The following is a 19,647-nucleotide window of genomic DNA, read 5'->3' as shown; positions in this document are numbered from 1 at the left end:
CAACCCATCGGTGTGCTGCGAGCAGGTCATAAGGAGGCGTTCGTGGTGGGTGTTGCTGCGAGCCGCGAGGCCATCCGTGCGGAAGTCGCGGAACTGCTCGGCATCAGCCCACACGCCCTCGACCCTGCCGGCAACCTGATCGGCCAGGGGCTTGATTCCATCCGAATGATGGCGCTCTCGGGTCGCTGGCGTCGCCGCGGCGCCGATATCGACTTTGCCGCTCTGGCCGCCACACCCACCATCGAGGCGTGGTGGGACCTGCTGTCCAGCGCGTTAAGCAGCGCCGATACGCCGGAGCATGTCGACGTGGCGGCGAGCGCCGACGCAGCCGAGGCGTTTCCGCTCGCGCTGATGCAGCACGCGATATGGGTGGGCCGCCAGCACAACCAGGAGCTGGGCGGGGTGGCCGCACACCTGTACGTCGAATTCGACTGCGGCCCTATCGATGCCGAACGATTGCGCACCGCTGCCGCCGCTTTGGCGTCGCGCCACCCGATGCTGCGGGTGCAGTTCCTGGCCGACGGAACGCAGCGCATCGATACAGGCCGACAGCTCGGCGTCGTCGTACACGACTTTCGCGAACTCGACCCCGAGGGCGTCGAGCACCGGCTCAGCGACATCCGCGAGACCAAGTCGCACCAGCAGCTCGACGGCCAAGTGCTCGAGTTCACCTTGTCGTTGCTGCCCGGAAACCGGTCGCGGCTGCACGTCGACCTCGACATGCAAGCCGCCGACGCGATGAGCTACCGCACCCTGATGGCCGACCTGGCGGCGCTCTACCGAGGGCAACACCTGCCGGAGCTGCGCTACACCTACCGGGAATACCGTCAGGCCATCGCCTGCCAGGAGGCCGCCCCCCAACCGGCTCGCGACGCCGACCGCGAGTGGTGGGCCCAGCGCATCCCGGAGTTGCCGGACCCGCCGAGGCTGCCTCTGGCCCCGGCACCCGACATGTCGCGGAGCACCCGGCGCTGGCACTGGCTGGACCCGGCAACCTGCGAGGCGCTATTCGCGGCGGCCCGCACGCGCGGCATCACCCCGGCGATGGCCGTGGCCTCGTCGTTCGCCGACACGCTGGCGCGCTGGTCGGCCAGCCCACGGTTCCTGCTGAACGTGCCGCTCTTCGGCCGGCAGCCTCTGCACGCGGATGTGGATCGGGTGGTCGGTGACTTCACGTCGTCGCTGCTGCTCGACATCGATCTGACGCACACCGGCACGCCGGCGCAGGGGGCGTGCGCCATGCAAGACGCCATGCAAACGGCGGCCGCGCATTCGGCCTATCCCGGGTTGGCGGTGCTGCGCGACCTCAGCCGGCATCGTGGCGCCCAGGTTCTGGCTCCGGTGGTCTTCACCAGCGCGCTCGGGCTCGGTGAGCTGTTCGCGCTCGAGGTCACCGAAGCCTTCGGCACACCCGGGTGGCTTTTGTCGCAGGGCCCGCAGGTGTTGCTCGACGCTCAGGTCACCGAATTCAGCGGCGGGGTCTTGGTGAACTGGGACGTCCGCGAGGGGGCTTTTGCATCTGGCGTCATCGACGCGATGTTCGCCCACCACATCGACGAACTGGCCCGGTTGGCCGGCAGCGACGAAGCCTGGGATGCGCCCGGACCGTCGGCGCTGCCGGTTGAACAGCGCGCAGTGCGAGATGCCCACAACTCCCGCACCGCCGCCCCCAGCGGGGAAGCGTTGCACGACGGGTTCTTTCGTTGCGCCGAGGCGCGGCCCGAAGCGCCGGCGGTCTACGCCGATACCGGTTGCCTCACCTACGGGCAGCTGCGAAGCCAGGCGCTGGCGGTGGCTGGCGCATTACGTGAGGCCGGCGTCCAGCCTGGCGACACGGTGGCTGTGCTGGGACCCAAGGGTCCCGAGCAGATTCCCGCACTCCTGGGCATCCTGGCCGCCGGCGCGGTCTATCTGCCGATCGGCGTCGACCAACCTGCAGAGCGGGCAGCGCGCATCCTGGACACCGGAGCGGTGAGCGCGGCGCTGGTCTGCGACGAGCACGTGCCTCCCTTGCCCGTTCCCGCGATCACGGTCGGCGAGGCGCTACAGCGCGGTTCCCGCGAAAGTCAGCCGCTTCCAACAGCACCGACCGAGCTGGCCTATGTGCTGTTCACCTCGGGCTCCACCGGAGAACCCAAGGGCGTGGAAATGACCCACGACGGCGCCATGAACACCGTCGAGTTCCTCACCGACCACTTCGACATCGGCCCCAGCGACCGGTGCCTGGCGCTCTCCGCGCTGGAATGCGACATGTCCGTGCTCGACATCTTCGCGACCCTGCGGGCGGGCGGGACGATCGTGGTGGTCGACGAGGCGCAGCGCCGCGACCCCGACAGCTGGGCGAGGCTGATGGACACCCACAAGGTGACGGTGCTGAACTTCCTGCCCGGCTGGCTGGAGATGCTGCTCGAGGTCGGTAGTGGCCGGTTGTCTTCGCTGCGGGTCGTCGCGACCGGCGGCGACTGGGTACGGCCCGAGCTGGCCCGCCGGCTGAAAGCCGAAGCGCCGCAACTGCGGTTCGCCGGGCTGGGGGGTGCGACCGAAACCGCGGTGCACGCCACGATCTGCGAGACCGTCGACCCGCCACCGCATTGGGCTGCGCTGCCGTACGGCACGCCGTTCCCCAACATCGAGTGCCGAGTGGTGGATAGCTCTGGTGACGACTGCCCCGACTGGGTGCCCGGTGAACTGTGGATTTCCGGACGCGGTATTGCGAGGGGTTACCGCGGACGACCCGACTTGACCGCCGAGCGCTTCGTCGAACACGGGGGTCGCAGGTGGTATCGCACCGGCGACCTGGCGCGCTACTGGCCGGACGGCACGCTGGAGTTCGTCGGCCGGGCCGATCACCGCGTCAAGATCAGCGGGTACCGGATCGAATTGGGTGAGGTGGAATCCGCGTTGCGGCGGGTGCCCGGGGTGGTCACGGCCGTCGCCGCCGTGGTACCGACGACGGGAGGCTCGGACGTGCTGGCCGCCGCGCTGCACGTCGACGACGAGTCGCTGACCGCGGCCGGGATTCGTGAGCGCATGGCGAATTCCGTTCCAGCATATATGGTTCCGCGCCATCTGTCGTTGGTCGAGCGCATTCCTTTCACCGACGGCGGCAAGATCGACCGGCGCGCTGTCGCCGACCAACTGGCTGCCAGCATGGCCGGGTCAGCCGAACCCGTCCGCCGTGCGGCGTCGACGCCGGTGGAGGCAGCGTTGGCCGCGATCATCGGCGAGGTGCTCGGTGTCGAGGACGTCGGGATCGACGACGATTTCTTTGCGCTGGGCGGGGATTCGGTATTAGCCACCCAAGCTGTTGCCCGGATCCGAACCTGGTTGGACGCACCCCATGCCATGGTCGCGGACGTGTTCGCCGCCCGCACCGTTTCGGCGCTGGCCCGCTTACTGAGCCGTCGGGAGCACGACAGCCGACGACTGGATGCCGTCGCCGAAATCTACCTGGAAGTCGCCGCCATGGACGCCGAGGAAGTCCTGTCACAATCGGCGGAAATCGAGATGGCACATGACCGTCGATAACGTGGCCAGCATGCCGGGCGCGTTCGCGTCCTGGATCAAGCACTTTCCGGGTCAAAAAACCCAGAGTTGCGTGGGTGCCACCGTGGTGTTTCCCCACGCCGGCGCCGCCGCGGCCAGTTACCGAAAGTTGGCGCTAGCCTTGGCCGCCCGCGGCGACACGTTCGTCGTGCAATACCCCCAGCGAGCCGAACGCATCAACGAACCGCCGCCCGAAACCGTGCAGGATTTGGCGCGCGACCTTTTCGATACTGCACCGTGGCAGCACGTCGCGCCGTTACGGTTGTTCGGGCACAGCATGGGAGCGGTCGTCGCCTTCGAATTCGCTCGGATCGCCGAAAACCGCGGCGTCACGGTGCAAAAGCTGTGGGTTTCGTCCGGGCCCGTGCCGTCGACGGTCGGCAATCTGCCTGAGCTGCCGACCACCGGCCCGGAATTGCTCGCCGATCTCACCGATTTGGGCGGGACCGACCCGCGGCTGCTGGCCGATGCAGAGTTCGCCGAACTGTTGACGACCGCTGCGCGCGGCGACTACCAGGCGCTCAACCGCTACCACTGCCCCGAGGGCGTGCGCATCCGCGCCGACATCCACGCTGTCGGTGGGCGGCATGACCATCGCATCGACATTCGCACGCTTCGCGAATGGGCCGCCCACACCGAGGGCGCGTTCACGTTGTCGTTCTTCGACGGCGGCCACTTCTACGTCAACGAGCACCTCGACGCTCTGGCTAATCGGGTCATCACCGATGCCTGACCAGCAGTGTGCTGCGTTCGACGACCCGGTCGTCATCATCGGCATGGCCGTTGAGGCGCCCGGCGACATCGACACCGCGGACGCCTATTGGGCGTTGCTGTCCGGACAGCGGGAGGCGCTCGGCCCGTTTCCCACCGATCGCGGGTGGCCGGTGCGCGAACTGCTCACCGGCTCAGGTCGCGACGGCTTCAAGACGATCCGCGACTCCGGCGGATTCCTATCCGGCGCAGCAACGTTCGACCCGGAATTCTTCGGCATCTCCCCGCGTGAGGCCACCACGATGGACCCGCAACAGCGCGTCGCGCTACGGGTTGCCTGGCGTGCGCTGGAGAACAGCGGCATCAATCCCGACGACCTGGCGGGGGAGAACGTCGGCTGCTATGTCGGCGCCTCACCAACCGGTTACGGGCCCGACATGGCCGAATTCTCCCGGCACAGCGGTCATCTGATCACCGGGACCGCGCTGAGCGTGGTGTCCGGTCGGATCGCGTACACGCTGGGCTTGGCTGGGCCGGCGATGACTGTCGACTGTTCCTGTTCTTCGGCGTTGGCTGCGTTGCACACCGCGGTGCAGTCGCTGCGGATCGGTGACTGCGACATGGCACTGACGGGCGGGGTGTGTGTGATGGGCTCGCCCGGATACTTCGTCGAGTTCTCCAAGCAGCACGCCTTGTCCGACGACGGGCACTGCCGCCCGTACAGCGCACACCCCAGCGGGACCGTTTGGGCCGAAGGCGCAGCGATGTTCGTGCTGCAACGCAAGTCGGCAGCGTTACGGGACGGTCGGCGCATTGTGGCCGAGATCCGGGCCAGCGCGGTGAACCAAGATGGTCGAAGCACGGGGCTCAGCGCTCCCAGCGCCGTGGCGCAGACCCAACTGTTTCGGCGTGCGATTGCGCAGGCCGGACTTCGGGCTGAGAACGTCGCGATGGTCGAGGGACACGGCACCGGCACTCAGATCGGCGATCGCGTCGAGTTGCAGTCGCTGTCACGGACTTACGGCGACACCGAACCGGGTAAGGGCGCGTTGCTGGGATCCGTGAAGTCGAACGTAGGACACTCGCAGGCCGCCGCAGGCGGCCTGGGCCTGGCCAAAGTTCTGGTATCCGCCGAACACGGAGCTGTCCCGGCCACCCTGCACGCGGACGAACCTAGTCGCGAAATCGACTGGGACAGGCAAGGATTGCGTCTGGCACGGAAGCTGACGCCGTGGCCCGCGGTGGACGGGCAGCGGCTTGCCGGCGTGTCGGCATTCGGGATCAGCGGCACCAATGCGCACGTGATCGTGTCGGTACCGGCGGTGACGTGATGTCAGTCCATTCACTTCCCGACGGCCGCATCCCGGTGCTGCTCAGTGCGCACGACGAAGAGTTGGTTGCACGCGATGCGGCGGCGGTCCTCGAGTACCTGGATCGCGAACCCAGCGTGGCGGCGGTCGCCGCCACCTTGCTCCGGATTCGGCGAGTACGCCGGCACCGCGCGGTGATTCGCGCGGCCGACCGCGCCGAGTTGGCGGCTGGGCTCAGGGCCTTGGCTGACGGCCACGAGCACCCGCTGGTGGCCACGTCGTCGTTGACCGACCGTCCGCGGGTCGCGTTCGTCTGTCCGGGCCAGGGCAACCAGTGGCCGTCGATGGGCGCCGAGGCCTATCGCCAGTTGCCGGCCTACCGCGCCGAGGCCGACAATTGCGCGGCGGCGTTCGTGGCGGCCGGGCACCCGTCGCCGCTGCCGTATCTGGTCGACGGCACTGCACGCCATTGGTCGCAAACCGAAATCCAGGGAGCGCAGTTCACCCACTGCGTCAGCTTGGCGCAGGTGTGGCGGTCCTACGGAATTCTGCCCGCTATCACGGTGGGACACAGTTTGGGTGAGGTTGCCGCGGCCTACGGGGCCGGTGCCATGACGTTGGCTGACGCCGTTGCGGTTGTCGCCGCCCGCGCTACGGTCGTGGATCGCCTGGCCGGGCCGTACGGCATGGCAGTGGTAGGTGTGGCGGTCGACGAGGCGAAGCGGCTGATCAGCGAAACGGCGGGGTGGCTGGAAATCTCCGCCGTCAACGCACCGTCGTCGACCGTGGTTTCCGGAGACCGTGGCGCCGTCGAGGGTCTCGTTCGGTTGGCTGAGCAGACGGGGATCTTTGCGCGCGCAATCGATGTCGACTATCCGGGGCACACCAGTGCGCTGGAACCGCTGCGAGGCGTGTTCGAGGAGCTGCTGCCCAGGTCGGCGTTTCTGGATGCGCCGGTGCAGTTCGTCAGCTCAGCGTGCGGCAAGGTGGTCGGCACCGACATCGAGTTCGGCGACTACTGGTGTGCAAACCTATGTCGCACCGTCCGATTCGACCAGTCCGTGGCCGTAGCCGCGGAACACGGGGCTAATGCGTTCGTCGAATTGTCTGCGCACCCGTCGCTGCTGTCCTCGCTCGCCGATCTGGTCAAGGACGAGTCGGCCGTGATCGTCGGCTCGGGACGCCGCGACCAGCCTGTTGCCGAGCAGCTGTCTGCGAATCTCGCGGCAATGGCGGTAGCCGACCGCGGCTACCGGTGGGTCGACGTGGCCGGCGTCGACGGCCATTCGCCGTTGCCGGGATTCCCGAACGCCCCGATGAAGGCGGTACACCTGTGGGCCAGGCGGGAACCGCTGCCGTCGGCCCCGGGCTCGGTGGTCACCGTTGCCGACGAGGAATGGCACCCATATGCGCTGTCTCGTGCGAGCCACGACGGTCCGCGCAGGATTGCGATTGTCGAGCCCGCGTTCGCCGAGACTCCGTTGCCGCAGCGGCTCGTCGAAGCGATTGCCGCACATCCTGATTGTGAGCTGACGGATCCCGACGAGGCGGAGATCGCTGTGGTGATTGCTCCCGCTCTGATGGATCCCGACGCGACGGTTGCCGTGACCCACATGGTTTGCCAGCCTCATCCGACGTTGCCGCGCTATGCGGGCCTCGTCGGGCCGCGGTGTCGCAGCGTCTGGTTGGTCACGGCCGGTGCCGAGCAGGTCGCAGCCGGGGATCCGGCCGGGCTGCCGGCGCAAGCGGCATTGGCCGCCATGCACCGCAGCGTCGGGTTCGAGTTTCCGGATCAACGCTTCGCCCATGTTGACCTGCCGTGCTGGGAAATCAGCCCCGACATCGCGCCGGCATCCGTCGATGTGCTACTCGGCGATGCCCTCGAGGTGGCTGTGCGAGACAGTGGCTGCTATGTCCGGACGCTGCGCGAACGTGACGCATCCGAGCGACCTCTGGATGCAGCCGCGCTGGACAACGTAGTGATCACCGGCGGCAACGGAGTCATCGGCCGCCACTATGCGCGGTATTGCATCGAACACGGCGCCCGCAGTGTAACCCTGTTGAGCCGCAAGGGCGTAAGCTCCGACGAGCTTGACCGCCTGGCCGGCGAGCACGCCGTCGCACTCCACACCCCGATCTGCGACGTCACCAACCCGAAGGTGCTGTCCGCTGTCGCCGCGGAATACGCCGGGGACGGCGCGTCGTTGCTGGTCCACGCCGCCGGGACGGCCACGTTCGCTCCGCACGATCGTCTCACCGGCGCAGACCTGGAAACGGTGTTCGGCGCGAAAGTCATTGGGCTGGCTCGGATGGTGCAGCAGTGGCCGCTGCGCGAAAACGCCCGAATTCTGCTGTGCTCGTCGGTGTCTGGGCTATGGGGCGGCTACGGGCATGCCGCATATGCGGCGGCCAACCGGATGCTGGACGTGCTCGCCGGCCAGTTGCGGGCCAAGGGCCTGGACTGCACGGCCATCCGGTGGGGACTGTGGCAGGGCACGACGATCGGCGGTCCCGGCGAGATCGCCCGCATCGAGCGATCGGGCTTGGTCGCAATAAATCCCGACGCGGCGATCGTTGCAAGCCTGCGCGACGACCGGGGAGATCCGCTGATCCTGGCCGCGGACTTCGACCGGTTGCAGGTGTTCTTCGAAACTAACAGCATGCCAACCTCATTCACTGCCGCGAGCAGCAAAGCACAGCCGGTACCCGAGAGCAACGCTACCGCGGGCCGACCGGTCGACGAGGTGGTGCGCACCGAACTGGCTGCGGCGCTGAGCGTCTCGGATGCTGGATCGGTCGACCTGGGTGTGGCATTGGTCGACCTCGGTATCGACTCGCTGCTCGCGCTCGATCTGCGCAAGCGGCTGCGTCGTCTCACCGGTTGCTCGGTTCCATTGGCCAGACTGCTGGGCGGCATCACCGGCAGCGAGTTGGTCGAAGCTCTGCGGCAACCCGCACCGCCGCCACCGAGAGCCGAAGTGACGAGAGCGGAAAGGGTTGACTCGACGCGTGACTGACACCGATACCCGGCTCGGCGAGCAGCGCCTGGAGTTGCTGCGCCGCAAGCTTGCCGCACAAGGCCTGCTCTCCACTGGGGACTCATCCGACGGACAGCTTGACATGTCCGACGGCCAGCGCCGGATGTGGTTCGTGCAGTCGATCGACCCAACCGGCGCGCTGCTCAGCGTGTGCCTGTCCTACCGCGTCACCGGGGCCGTGGACGTGGCGAGGTTGCATCAAGCGCTGGACGCGGTGGCCGAGCGCCACCCGCTGCTGCGCACCACCTACCACACTGGTGACGACGGCGAGCCGTATCTAGTCCTCAACGACGACTTGCGGCCCGGCTGGGCGCTGCACGATCTGTCCGGGCTTGCCGAACAAGCGCAACGGTTGCGGCTGGAAGTGCTGGCGCAGCGGGAGTTTCGCCGTCCGTTCGACTTGACCACGGAGGCCCCACTGCGCATCACCGTGGTGCGGCTGGGTCCCGATGAGCTGATGCTGCTGCTGACCGCTCACCACATCGCGTGGGACGACGGATCGTGGGCGCCGTTCTTCGCCGACCTGACACGCGCCTACACCGACCCCCACGCGCTGGCCGGTCCGCTGCCGGCACCCCGCGACAGCGGCGGGTATCTCGACGAGGATCTCGCGTACTGGCGCTCGCTGATCTCGGATTTGCCTGAGCCGCTCGAACTTCCCGGGCCGAACGGGTCAGCTGTGCCGACTAACTGGCGTTCGCAGCGCGCCACGGCCCGCCTGTCGCCGGCAACCATCGGCCGTGCGACGGAGCTGGCCCGTGAAAGCGGTGCTACTCCCTACATGGTGCTGCTCGCCGCCTTCGCCGGGCTGGTGCACCGCTACACGCATGCCACCGATTTCTTGATTGCGGCCCCGGTGCTGAACCGCGGCGCCGGAACCGAGGATGTCATCGGGTATTTCGGCAACACGGTGGTGTTGCGGGCGCAGCCGCAGGCGCAGCAGACATTTCGTGAGCTGTTGGAGCAGACGCGCGAGACGGCGGTGGGCGCGTTCGCGCACCAGCGGGTCAACCTCGACTGGCTGGTGCGCGAATCCAACCCCGACCGCCGCCACGGCGCCGACCGAATGACCCGGGTCGGCTTCGGCATGCGGGAAGCCGACAACCCCGGCTTCTGCCCACCCGGGGTGCGATGCGAGCGCGGCGAGCTTCGCAGCCAGCTGACCCAGCTTCCACTGAATTTCATGATCGAAGTCGCCGACGACGGCGCCCTGGTCGAGGCCGAGTACCTGGTCGAGGTGCTTGACACCGCCCTGGCGCACCAAATGCTCGAGCACTACATCGTTCTGCTCGACAGCGCGCTGGCCAACCCCGACGCTCCGCTGTGGCGGCTACCGATGCTCGGCGACGCCGACGCCGACTGGCTGCGCCGCCTCTCGACTGGGGAAGCGTTCACCACAGCTCCGACAACGTTGCCCGCGTTGGTTTCCGAGCGAGCCGCGATGACCCCCGATGCCGTCGCCGTGGTGTACGAAGGCCGCCACTACAGCTACCGCGAGATCAACGAAGAAGCAAACCGGGTGGCGCATTGGCTGATCGACCAGGGCATCGGCACCGAGGACCGCGTCGCGGTGCTGCTCGACAAGTCACCGGAGCTGGTCACCACCGCGCTCGGTGTCCTCAAAGCCGGTGCGGTGTACCTGCCAATAGACCCGACGTATCCCGACGACCGGCTCTCGTTCATCCTCGGCGACGCCGACGCAAAACTCGTTCTGCGCGAACCGGTCACGGATTTGCTGCGCTACTCGCCGGGCAATCCCACCGAGCTGGTGCGACCGCTTGGCCCCGACAACACTGCCTACCTGATCTATACCTCCGGTTCCACGGGATTGCCCAAGGGCGTTCCGGTGCCGCACGCGCCGATCGCCGAGTATTTCGTCTGGTTCGGCGAGGAGTACCAGGTCGACGAGAGCGAGCGCCTGCTGCAGGTGGCTTCGCCCAGCTTCGACGTGTCGATCGGTGAAATCTTCGGCACGCTGATTTGCGGTGCCCGCCTGGTGATCCCGCGGCCAGACGGCCTGCGCGACATTGGCTACCTGACCGACCTGCTGCACCGCGAAGGCATCACCTCGATGCACTTCGTGCCCTCGTTGCTGGGGCTGTTCCTGTCACTGCCCGGCGTCAACCAATGGCGCACACTGCGCCGGGTGCCGATCGGCGGCGAGGCGCTGCCCGGCGAGATCGCCGACAAGTTCCACGCCACCTTCGACGCGTCGCTGTACAACTTCTACGGACCCACCGAGACCGTCGTCAACGCCACCAGCTATCCGGTCGAGGGCGCGCAAGGTACGCGGATCGTGCCGATCGGCCGACCCAAGATCAACACCCAGGTGCACCTGCTCGACGGTGCGCTGCAACCGGTGCCGCCTGGGGTTATCGGCGAAATCTACATCGGCGGAAGCCATGTCGCACACGGCTATCACCGCCGACCGACGCTCACGGCGGAACGCTTCGTCGCCGACCCATTCAATCCGGGGGGCCGGCTGTACCGCTCCGGGGACCTGGCCCGGCGCAACGCCGACGGCGATATCGAGTTCGTCGGCCGCGCCGACGAACAGGTCAAGATCCGCGGTTTCCGCATCGAGCTCGGTGAGGTGGCCGCGGCGATCTCAGTCGACCCCAGCGTCGGGCAGGCCGTCGTCGTCGCCGCGGATCTGCCGCAGCTGGGCAAGAGCTTGGTCGGCTACCTCACCCCGGCCGACGGCGCCGGCCCGGACACCGTCGACGTCGAGCGCGTCCGCACCCGGGTGGCCGCCGCGCTGCCCGATTACATGACGCCGGCCGCCTATGTGGTGCTCGACGCAATCCCGATCACCACCCACGGCAAGATCGATCGAGATGCTTTGCCTCAACCGCAGATCACCGCGTCAGTCGAATACCGTGAGCCGACCACCGCGACCGAACGCCGCGTCGCCCAGCAGTTCAGCCGGCTCCTGGGCCGCGACCGTATCGGCGTCGATGACTCGTTCTTCGACCTCGGCGGGCATTCACTGCTGGCGACCAAACTCGTTGCGGCGATCCGGTCCGAATGCGGCGTGGAGTTGGGCATCCGCGACGTCTTCGAACTCGCGACGGTCGCCCGGCTGGCCGAACGTGTCGAGGAAGTGCAGTCCGGTGGCGCCAACCTCGAGCGGCCGAAGTTGGTTGCCACCAGCCACGACGGGCCGCTGCCGCTGTCGGCCTCCCAGCTGCGAACATGGTTCGCCTACCAGATCGAAGGCCCCACCGAGGTCAACAACGTTCCCTACGCCGTGCGGATGAGCGGTCCATGTGACGTCGACGCCCTGGTCGCGGCGGTCAGCGACCTCGTGGCACGCCACGAAATACTTCGCACCACCTACACCGAAATCGACGGTGTGCCATATCAGGTGGCCAACGCCGCGGCCGAGGTGCCGGTGCGACAGGCGACGGGCGTAGGGGAGCAGTGGCTGCAGGCCGAGCTCGACGCCGAGCGTCGGTACCGCTTCGAACTTGACCGCGAGTGGCCGATTCGGGTTGCGCTGTTGCACACCGACTCACAGACCAATCCGGAGCATGTGCTGTCGTTGGTGGTGCACCATATCGCCATCGACCACTGGTCGGGCGGAGTACTGTTCGCCGACTTGCTCACCGCCTACCGGGCGCGCCGCGCCGGCCAAAAGCCGTCGTGGGCACCGCTACCGGTGCAGTACGGCGACTACGCGGCGTGGCAAGGCGCGCTGCTGGACGACGACCAGCCCACTGCCCGCGCACAACGCGAGTACTGGACGCGGCAACTGGAAGCGCTACCCGAGGACACCGGGCTGCGGTCGGACTTTCCGCGCCCTCCGGTACCAAGCGGCGTCGGGGACTGCGTCGAATTCGGCATCGACAAGCACACCCGCGCCAAGCTCGCCGAGCTGAGCCGCGAGCTGGGCATCACCGAGTTCATGCTGTTGCAGTCAGCCGTCGCGGTGGTGCTGCACAAAACCGGCGGCGGCGTCGCTATTCCATTGGGTACACCGATCGCTAACCGCGCCGAACCCGAACTTGACCAATTAGTCGGCTTTTTCGTCAACATCTTGGTGCTGCGCAATGACTTGGCCGGAAACCCGAGCCTGGGTGAGGTGCTCCGACGGGCGCGGGAAACGGCGCTGGGTGCCTACGCTCATCAGGACTTGCCGTTCGATCGGGTGGTGGATGCCGTCAGCCCGGTGCGTTCGCTGTCGCGCAATCCGCTGTTCCAGGTGGTGGTGCATGTCCGAGACCAGCTGCCCGCCGAGCGGGTCATCGACACCGGCCCCGCCGGCAACGCGGTATTCACCTTGCTGGAGCCGACATTCGACATCGCGCACGCCGATTTGAGCGTCAACTTCTTCGGCACGGATGCGGGATACAACGGAAACATCATTTACCGAACCGAGCTGTATCGTCGGGCCACCATTGAACGGTTCGCCGACTGGCTCACGAAGGTCGTCCAGGCGTTCGCCGATGACGTCGATGCGACGTTACGCGACGTGCAGTTGATCGACGCCGCCGAATGCGAGCGCATACTGACCGACTGGAGCCGCGGCGGCCAGCCGCCGGTCGACCGACCACTGACCATTCCCGAATTGCTCGAGCCGACCCGGGCATTCGACGCCGAGCGCATCGCGTTGCGCTGCGGAGACGACCAGATCGATTTCCCTGCGTTGCATCGCCGGTCGGACAACTTCGCCTATCTGCTTGCCGATCACGGGGTCGGGCCAGGATCGTTGGTCGGCCTGTCCACCAGGCGCGGCATCGACATGGTGGTTGCGCTGGTGGGCATCATGAAGGCTGGCGCCGGATTCTTTCCGCTTGATCCCGCCTACCCGTTGGCACGCAAGCAATTCATGCTCGACGACGTCGACCCCCAGCTGGTTGTCGTGACCACCGAAGCGGTCGACAGCATGCCGGATGCTCCCGGGGTGTCAATGATTTCGCTCGACGATCCCGCCGTGCAGGCCGCAATGGATGCGGGAACGCCGCGGCGCCGGCTGCCGCTGCCGCACCCTGAAGATCCGATGTACCTGGTGTTCACCTCCGGATCGACCGGCAAGCCCAAGGGCGTCGTGGGCACCCACCGGGCGATGACAACCCGGCTGAACTGGCAGTTGTGGCACTACCCGGTACACGGCAACGACGTTCGGCTGGCACAGGCGTCCATGACGTTCCTCGAAGGCTGCATGGAGACCCTGGCCGGGCTGGCCGCGGGCGCCACCACGATCCTGGCCAACGATGACGCGCACCGCGACTCCGAAGCGCTGGCCACTCTGATCCGCCGGCACGCGATAGCACAGGTGACCGCCGTGCCCAGCCTGGTCTCCACCCTGGTCGACGAATGGCCTGACACACTGCGGTCGCTGACCCGGCTGGTGTGCGGCGGCGAGCCGATGACGGTGTCACTGCAGGAGCGCTTGCTCGCTACGTGCGGCGGGCCCGACGGCCCCGAACTGCTGAACAACTTCGGCGCCACCGAAACCTCGGGTGCGTTGGTACGCGGGCCGCTGAGCCCGCCGGTGCCGATTCTCGGTAAGCCACAACCGGATTCGCAGGTCTATGTGCTGGACGACGGCCTCAAGCCGGTGCCGGTCGGCGTGGTCGGTGAGCTGTACTACGCCGGCGGCCAGCTGGTCCGCGGGTATTGGAAGCGGCCGGGCCTGACCGCATCCCGGTTTGTGGCCAACCCATATGCCGGCGAACCGGGCGCACGGTTCTACCGCAGCGGTGACCGGGCCCGATGGACCCAAGACGGCCGCTTGGAGTTCGTCGGGCGCACCGACCACCAGGTGAAGGTGCGGGGCTTTCGGGTCGAGCTCGGGGAGGTCGAGGCCGCGCTGAAATCGGCAGACGGTGTGGCGGCTGCGGCCGCGCGCACCTGGGACGTCGAGGGCAGCACCACGTTGGCCGGCTATGTCGTGCCGCACCAGCCACTCGCCGACGAAGCCGAAAAATCGGTATTTGCAGCACAAGTGCGCGCACATGTCGTATCGAGGCTGCCCGGCTACGAGGTGCCCTCGTCGATCACAGTGCTCGACGCGATGCCCAAGACCGAATCGGGCAAGCTGAACCGGCCCGCGTTGCCGAAGCCGGCGGTCAGCACGACCGGCCGTAGCGAACCACCACGCACTGAGACGGAATCCGCGATCGCCAAGGTCTTCGCCGAAGTGCTGTCGACCACCGACGTCGGGCGATTCGACGAGTTTTTCGCCCTGGGCGGGGACAGCATCTTGTCGGTGCAGCTGGCGGCGCGGGCGCGCGCCGCCGGCCTGCGGGTCAGCCCCCGCATGGTGTTCGAGAACCCGACGGTGCAGCAGCTGGCCGCCGCGGTCGATGCTGCGGGTGCAGCGGAACCCGAAAGGGAAGAGGTCGATGCCCGGTTCGAGCCGATGAGCGCATCGGGGTTGTCGGCGGAAGATCTCGCGGCCGTGACGTCCGCGTGGGCATCGAGGGGCGACGAGCCGTGACCGCCACCCACGCGCAAACGGGCGCCGCGGAAATCGAAGACGTCCTGGCGCTGAGCCCGCTGCAGCAAGGGTTCTTCTCGTTGGCCACGCTCGCCGGCGACGGCGTCGACCTGTACACGATGCAGTTCGTCGCCGACATCGACGGCCCACTCGACGTGGCCCGGCTGCGCCGCAGCGCCGAGGCGATGCTGGCGCGCCACCCCAATCTGCGGGCATCGTTCTGGGACCGCGATCTTCCTCACCCCGTGCAGATCGTCCCCGCCGAGGTGACGCTGCCGTGGCGTGAGTGCAGCGCTGACGCAAGCGAATTCGAAACGATCGCGGAAGCCGAGCGGCTGACCAACTTCGACCTCGCCGAGGGTCCGCTGATGCGGTGTCTGCTGCTGCACACCTCTGCGGCCACCGGCCAGGGGTTCCGGCTGATCCTCACCGTTCACCACATCCTGATGGATGCGTGGTCGTTGTCGGTGTTCTTCCGCGAGCTCATCGCGGTTTATCAGTGCGGCGGCGATGCAGGTGGGCTGCCGTCGGCACGGCCGTACCGCGACTACATCGGATGGCTTGCTCGCCAAGACGTTTCGGCGACCATCCAGCGCTGGACCGACTATGTCGCGCCGTTGCGAAGCGCGACGATGCTGGCGGAGACCAGCCACTCCCGGGTCGGCATGGCGATTCCGCAGCGCACCGCGCTCTCGCTGGACCGTGCGGCCACGACACGGTTGACCGACTGGACGCGGGAGCATGGCCTGACCCTGAACACCGCGCTGCAGTTTGCCTGGGCGGTGGTGTTGGGCCGGCTGACCGACCGCCGTGACGTTGCTTTCGGCACCGTCGTGTCGGGCCGCCCGCAAGATCTGGCCGGTGTTGAGACGATGGTCGGGCTGTTCATCAACACCGTTCCCGTGGTGGTGGAATTGGGCTCGCAGGCAACGGTTCTGGAGCAATGCCGGACGCTGCAACAGCAGAGCGCCGCTATGCGCGATCTCGGGTTCGTCGGGCTGTCGCAACTGCAGCGCGCCACCGGGCGCGGAGCGTTGTTCGACACGCTGCTGGTTTTCGAAAACGTCGCGATCGGACCGACCGCCGAAACCGTCGTCAGCGACGACGGGGTGCGGTTCCGGCCGGTGGGCGCAGAAAGCCTGGCGCACTACCCGCTGACCGTCGTCAGCTGCAAGCCCGAGGATGAGTTGATGGTGATGCTCGAGGAGGTGCCGGAGGCTTTACCACATCTGTCCGTCGCGGACCACGGCGAACGGATACTCAGCGTGCTGCGCCAGCTGCCGCATGCCGGCGGTCTTGGCGTCGACCGTCTCGACGTGCTGCTGCCTACCGAGCGGGCGCGGCTGGCCGCGCCCGCCGTTGAAACACCCCGCGCCGCATCGACCTCCGTCGCCGCCGCGTTCCGTCGCCAGGCCGACGCCACACCCGACGCCGTGGCGCTGTCCTCACAAGACGGCGCGCTGAGCTATGCGGAGCTCAGTGACGCCGCTGCGCGTTTGGCCCGAGTGTTGGCCCGTCGCGGCGTGGGGCCGGAAGCCCGTGTCGCCCTTGCCGTTCCGCGCTCGCCCACCTCGGTGGTCGCGATCCTGGCCGTGCTGCAGGCCGGCGCCGCGTACGTACCTGTCGACCTCGACTTGCCGTCCAACCGGATTGAGTCGATCCTGCGGCAGTCGGCACCGCGGCTCACCCTCACCGTCAGCCAGAGCACGCCGCGCATCAGCCGATACACGCACACAGGCGAGCTGCTGGTGCTCGACGATCCCGCCGTCGCCGCCGAGATCGCCGACCAAGACAACGGCCCGCCGCCCGAGCGGGCACACCCGGACAACGCCGCCTACGTCATCTTCACGTCGGGTTCGACCGGAGAACCCAAAGGCGTCATCGGCACCCATCGGGCCCTGCTGTCCTACTTCGCCGACCACCGCGAACGCATATACCGGCCCGCCGCAAAGGCTTTGGGCCGCCCACTGCGCATCGCCCACGCGTGGTCGCTGAGCTTCGACGCGTCGTGGCAGCCGCTGGTCGGGCTGCTCGACGGCCACGCCGTGCACCTTTTCACCAGCGAGGAGATGCGCGACGCCGCCCGGCTGGTGGACGGCATCGACCGCTGGGCCATCGACATGATCGACACCTCGCCGTCGATGTTCGCCCAGCTGGCCGCGGCCGGGCTGCTGGAGGCGCAGGCAGCCGACCGTCCGGGGCGGCCACGGCTGACCGTGCTCGCGCTGGGCGGGGAGGCCATTGCCGCCGACGACTGGACCCGACTGCGGGCGCTGCCGCACTGCGCGGTGTACAACTGCTACGGCCCCACCGAGACCACCGTCGAGGCGGTAGTGGCCGATGTCGCCGATTCACCGATGGTCAGCATCGGCACAGCGGTGCGCGGCATGCGCACCTATGTGCTCGACTCGGCATTGCGCCCCGTTCCCGACGGTGCCGCCGGAGAGCTGTATCTCGCCGGGAACCAGCTCACCCGTGGCTATCTCCGGCGGGCGGCAGCGACGGCGGCGGCGTTCGTCGCAGACCCGTATCGCACCGGCGAGCGGATGTATCGCACCGGCGATCTGGTGCGCCGGCTGCCGTCAGGGCAGTTGGCCTACCTCGGGCGCGGCGACGACCAGGTGAAGGTGCGCGGCTACCGCATCGAGATCGCCGAGGTGGTGGCCGCGCTGTCGGCGCACCCGGACGTGGCCAGCGCGGCAGTGGTGCCGGTGCGCACCGCCACCGGCACCCGCTTGATCGGGTTCGTGACCGGGCGCGCCGGTGCTGCCCCGGACGTTTCGGCGGTGCGCGCCGCGGCCGCGCAGCGGCTACCCGCCTACATGGTGCCGGCGCGCATCGCGGCAGTGGACGCCATGCCGTTGACCCCGCACGGAAAGCTCGACACCGAAGCGCTGCTCGCCAAGGCCGACGATGCGCCGGAGTCGGGGGCGGCGCCGCGCACCGACACCGAACGGATGCTGGCGGCCGTGTTGACCGAGGTGTTCGACGGCGCCGCCCCCGGTGTGCAGCAGGACCTCTTCGAGCTCGGCATGGACAGCATCGTCGCGATTTCGCTGGCCAACAAGACCCGCCACCTCGGTGTCACACCGCGAATGGTGCTGGCCAACCCGACGATCGAATTGCTCGCCGCCGCAGTCGATGCCGGCCAGTGCGCGCCTCGCGCCGAGACGTCCGATGATCCCGACCGGTTCGGTGAAGTCACTCCGCTTCCGATCGTGTCGTGGATGTACGAGTACGGCAACTTCCGTCGGTTCGTCCAGGCGCCGCTGTTAGCGCTGCCACCGAATATCGATGGAGCGCAACTGGAATCGCTGATGCAGGCGGTACTGGACCGCCACGACATGCTGCGAGCCCGGCTGGAGGTACTCGACGGCGGCTACCGCCTGACCACTAGGCGGCGCGGTGTGGTGCGGGCCGCCGAGATCCTCACCCGGGTGCGTGGACCGGTCGACGACACGCTCAACGCGCACGCCCACGCGGTGATCGACCGCATCGACCCGTTCGCCGGTGTCATGGTCCAGGCGCTGTGGTGCGACGACCTCGACGGCGGCTGCCTGCTTCTGGTCATGCACCACTTGGCCACCGACGCGGTGTCGTGGTTTGTGCTCATGGCGGGTTTGGCGGCCGGCTGGGAACAGCTGTGTAACGGCGAAACCCCGGCTCTGCCAGGCGAACACACCACCTATCGCGAGTTCGCCCGCCTGCTGGACCAGCGGGGCCGACACCCGGAAGTCGCGGCGCAACGCGACTACTGGCTGGCGCAGCTGAGGGAGCCGGACCCCGCGCTGGGCTCGCGGATGCCCGACCCGCGCCGTGACACCTGGTCGTCGTTACGGCTGACCACGGCCCGCAGCGAGCCCGCCGACACCCAGCTGATGCTGGACAAGACCGCCTCGGCCGGTGCGGCCACCGGTGTGCGCGAATTCCTGCTGGCCGCACTATCGATGACGCTGACGTCGTGGCGGCTCCGCCGCGGCGACCCGCTGGCCGACGGAGTGGTGGTGGCGCTGGAGGGCCACGGACGCGAAGACGAGCTCTTGGAAAACGGGGCTCCGGGAGGCGCAGTGGACACGTCGAACACTGCAGGATGGTTCACCACTGTCTTCCCCGTCCGGCTTGGCTACCCCGGGCGCCCGGTCGATCTCGACACTGCACGCCGCGACCCTGCCGCCGCTCGGGAGCTGGTAAGCGCGGTCGCCGAACGCATTGCGGCGGTTCCCAACAACGGGCTCGACTACGGACTGCTGCGCTACCAGCGCCGTGACCCCGAACTGGCCGCGGCACCGCACCCGCAGGTGCAGTTCAACTACGTCGGCCGGCTCGACCTCAGCCCGCAGCCGCAAGGAGCCGCGCCGTGGACGCTGGTCACCGACCCCGCCCGGCACGCGTGGCTGTCACGCGCCCCCGAACCGGACCTGCCGCTGCGCTACACCTTCGACGTGGTGCCCGTGGTGCATCCCGCTCCGGGGGGCCCGCAGCTGGTGACGAGCTGGCGCTGGAGCGACCAGCTGACCACCGAAGACGAGGCCGACCAATTGGCGGCGCTGTGGTGCGACGCAGTGGCGACGCTGGCCGGTGCGCTATGAGCCCAACA

At 68.0% G+C, this 19,647-nt stretch carries 6 protein-coding genes; all 6 read left to right on the top strand.

The window, feature by feature from the left end; translation table 11 throughout:
* Positions 1-42 precede the first annotated feature (42 nt).
* Genes G6N15_RS00375 through G6N15_RS00350 form a run of 6 tightly spaced genes read left to right on the top strand, consistent with a single transcriptional unit; the run spans position 43 to position 19,639 of the window.
* Positions 43-3,528 carry a non-ribosomal peptide synthetase gene (locus G6N15_RS00375; protein ID WP_372506471.1) on the top strand — a complete coding sequence of 1,162 codons (3,486 nt, stop codon included), beginning with the start codon at positions 43-45 and terminating at the stop codon, positions 3,526-3,528.
* Complete coding sequence (locus G6N15_RS00370; RefSeq protein ID WP_139797675.1) at positions 3,515-4,279, top strand: thioesterase II family protein; 765 nt, start codon at positions 3,515-3,517, stop codon at positions 4,277-4,279. Before G6N15_RS00375 ends, G6N15_RS00370 begins: the two co-directional genes overlap by 14 nt.
* A complete protein-coding gene (locus tag G6N15_RS00365) occupies positions 4,272-5,588 on the top strand; it encodes a beta-ketoacyl [acyl carrier protein] synthase domain-containing protein (protein ID WP_083084493.1) in 1,317 nt (438 codons plus the stop codon). Before G6N15_RS00370 ends, G6N15_RS00365 begins: the two co-directional genes overlap by 8 nt.
* Positions 5,588-8,584, top strand: coding sequence for a mycobactin polyketide synthase MbtD (gene mbtD, locus G6N15_RS00360; RefSeq protein ID WP_083084496.1), 2,997 nt, complete (start codon positions 5,588-5,590; stop codon positions 8,582-8,584). Before G6N15_RS00365 ends, mbtD begins: the two co-directional genes overlap by 1 nt.
* Positions 8,577-15,050 carry a non-ribosomal peptide synthetase gene (locus G6N15_RS00355; RefSeq protein WP_083084499.1) on the top strand — a complete coding sequence of 2,158 codons (6,474 nt, stop codon included), beginning with the start codon at positions 8,577-8,579 and terminating at the stop codon, positions 15,048-15,050. Before mbtD ends, G6N15_RS00355 begins: the two co-directional genes overlap by 8 nt.
* Positions 15,047-19,639, top strand: coding sequence for a non-ribosomal peptide synthetase (locus tag G6N15_RS00350; protein WP_232070316.1), 4,593 nt, complete (start codon positions 15,047-15,049; stop codon positions 19,637-19,639). Before G6N15_RS00355 ends, G6N15_RS00350 begins: the two co-directional genes overlap by 4 nt.
* Positions 19,640-19,647: the final 8 nt, after the last annotated feature.

Origin of the sequence: Mycobacterium noviomagense (genome assembly GCF_010731635.1) — a bacterium.
Classification (GTDB): domain Bacteria; phylum Actinomycetota; class Actinomycetes; order Mycobacteriales; family Mycobacteriaceae; genus Mycobacterium; species Mycobacterium noviomagense.
Note: the sequence above shows the minus strand (reverse complement) of the source record. Positions and strands in the feature narration are given on the sequence as shown.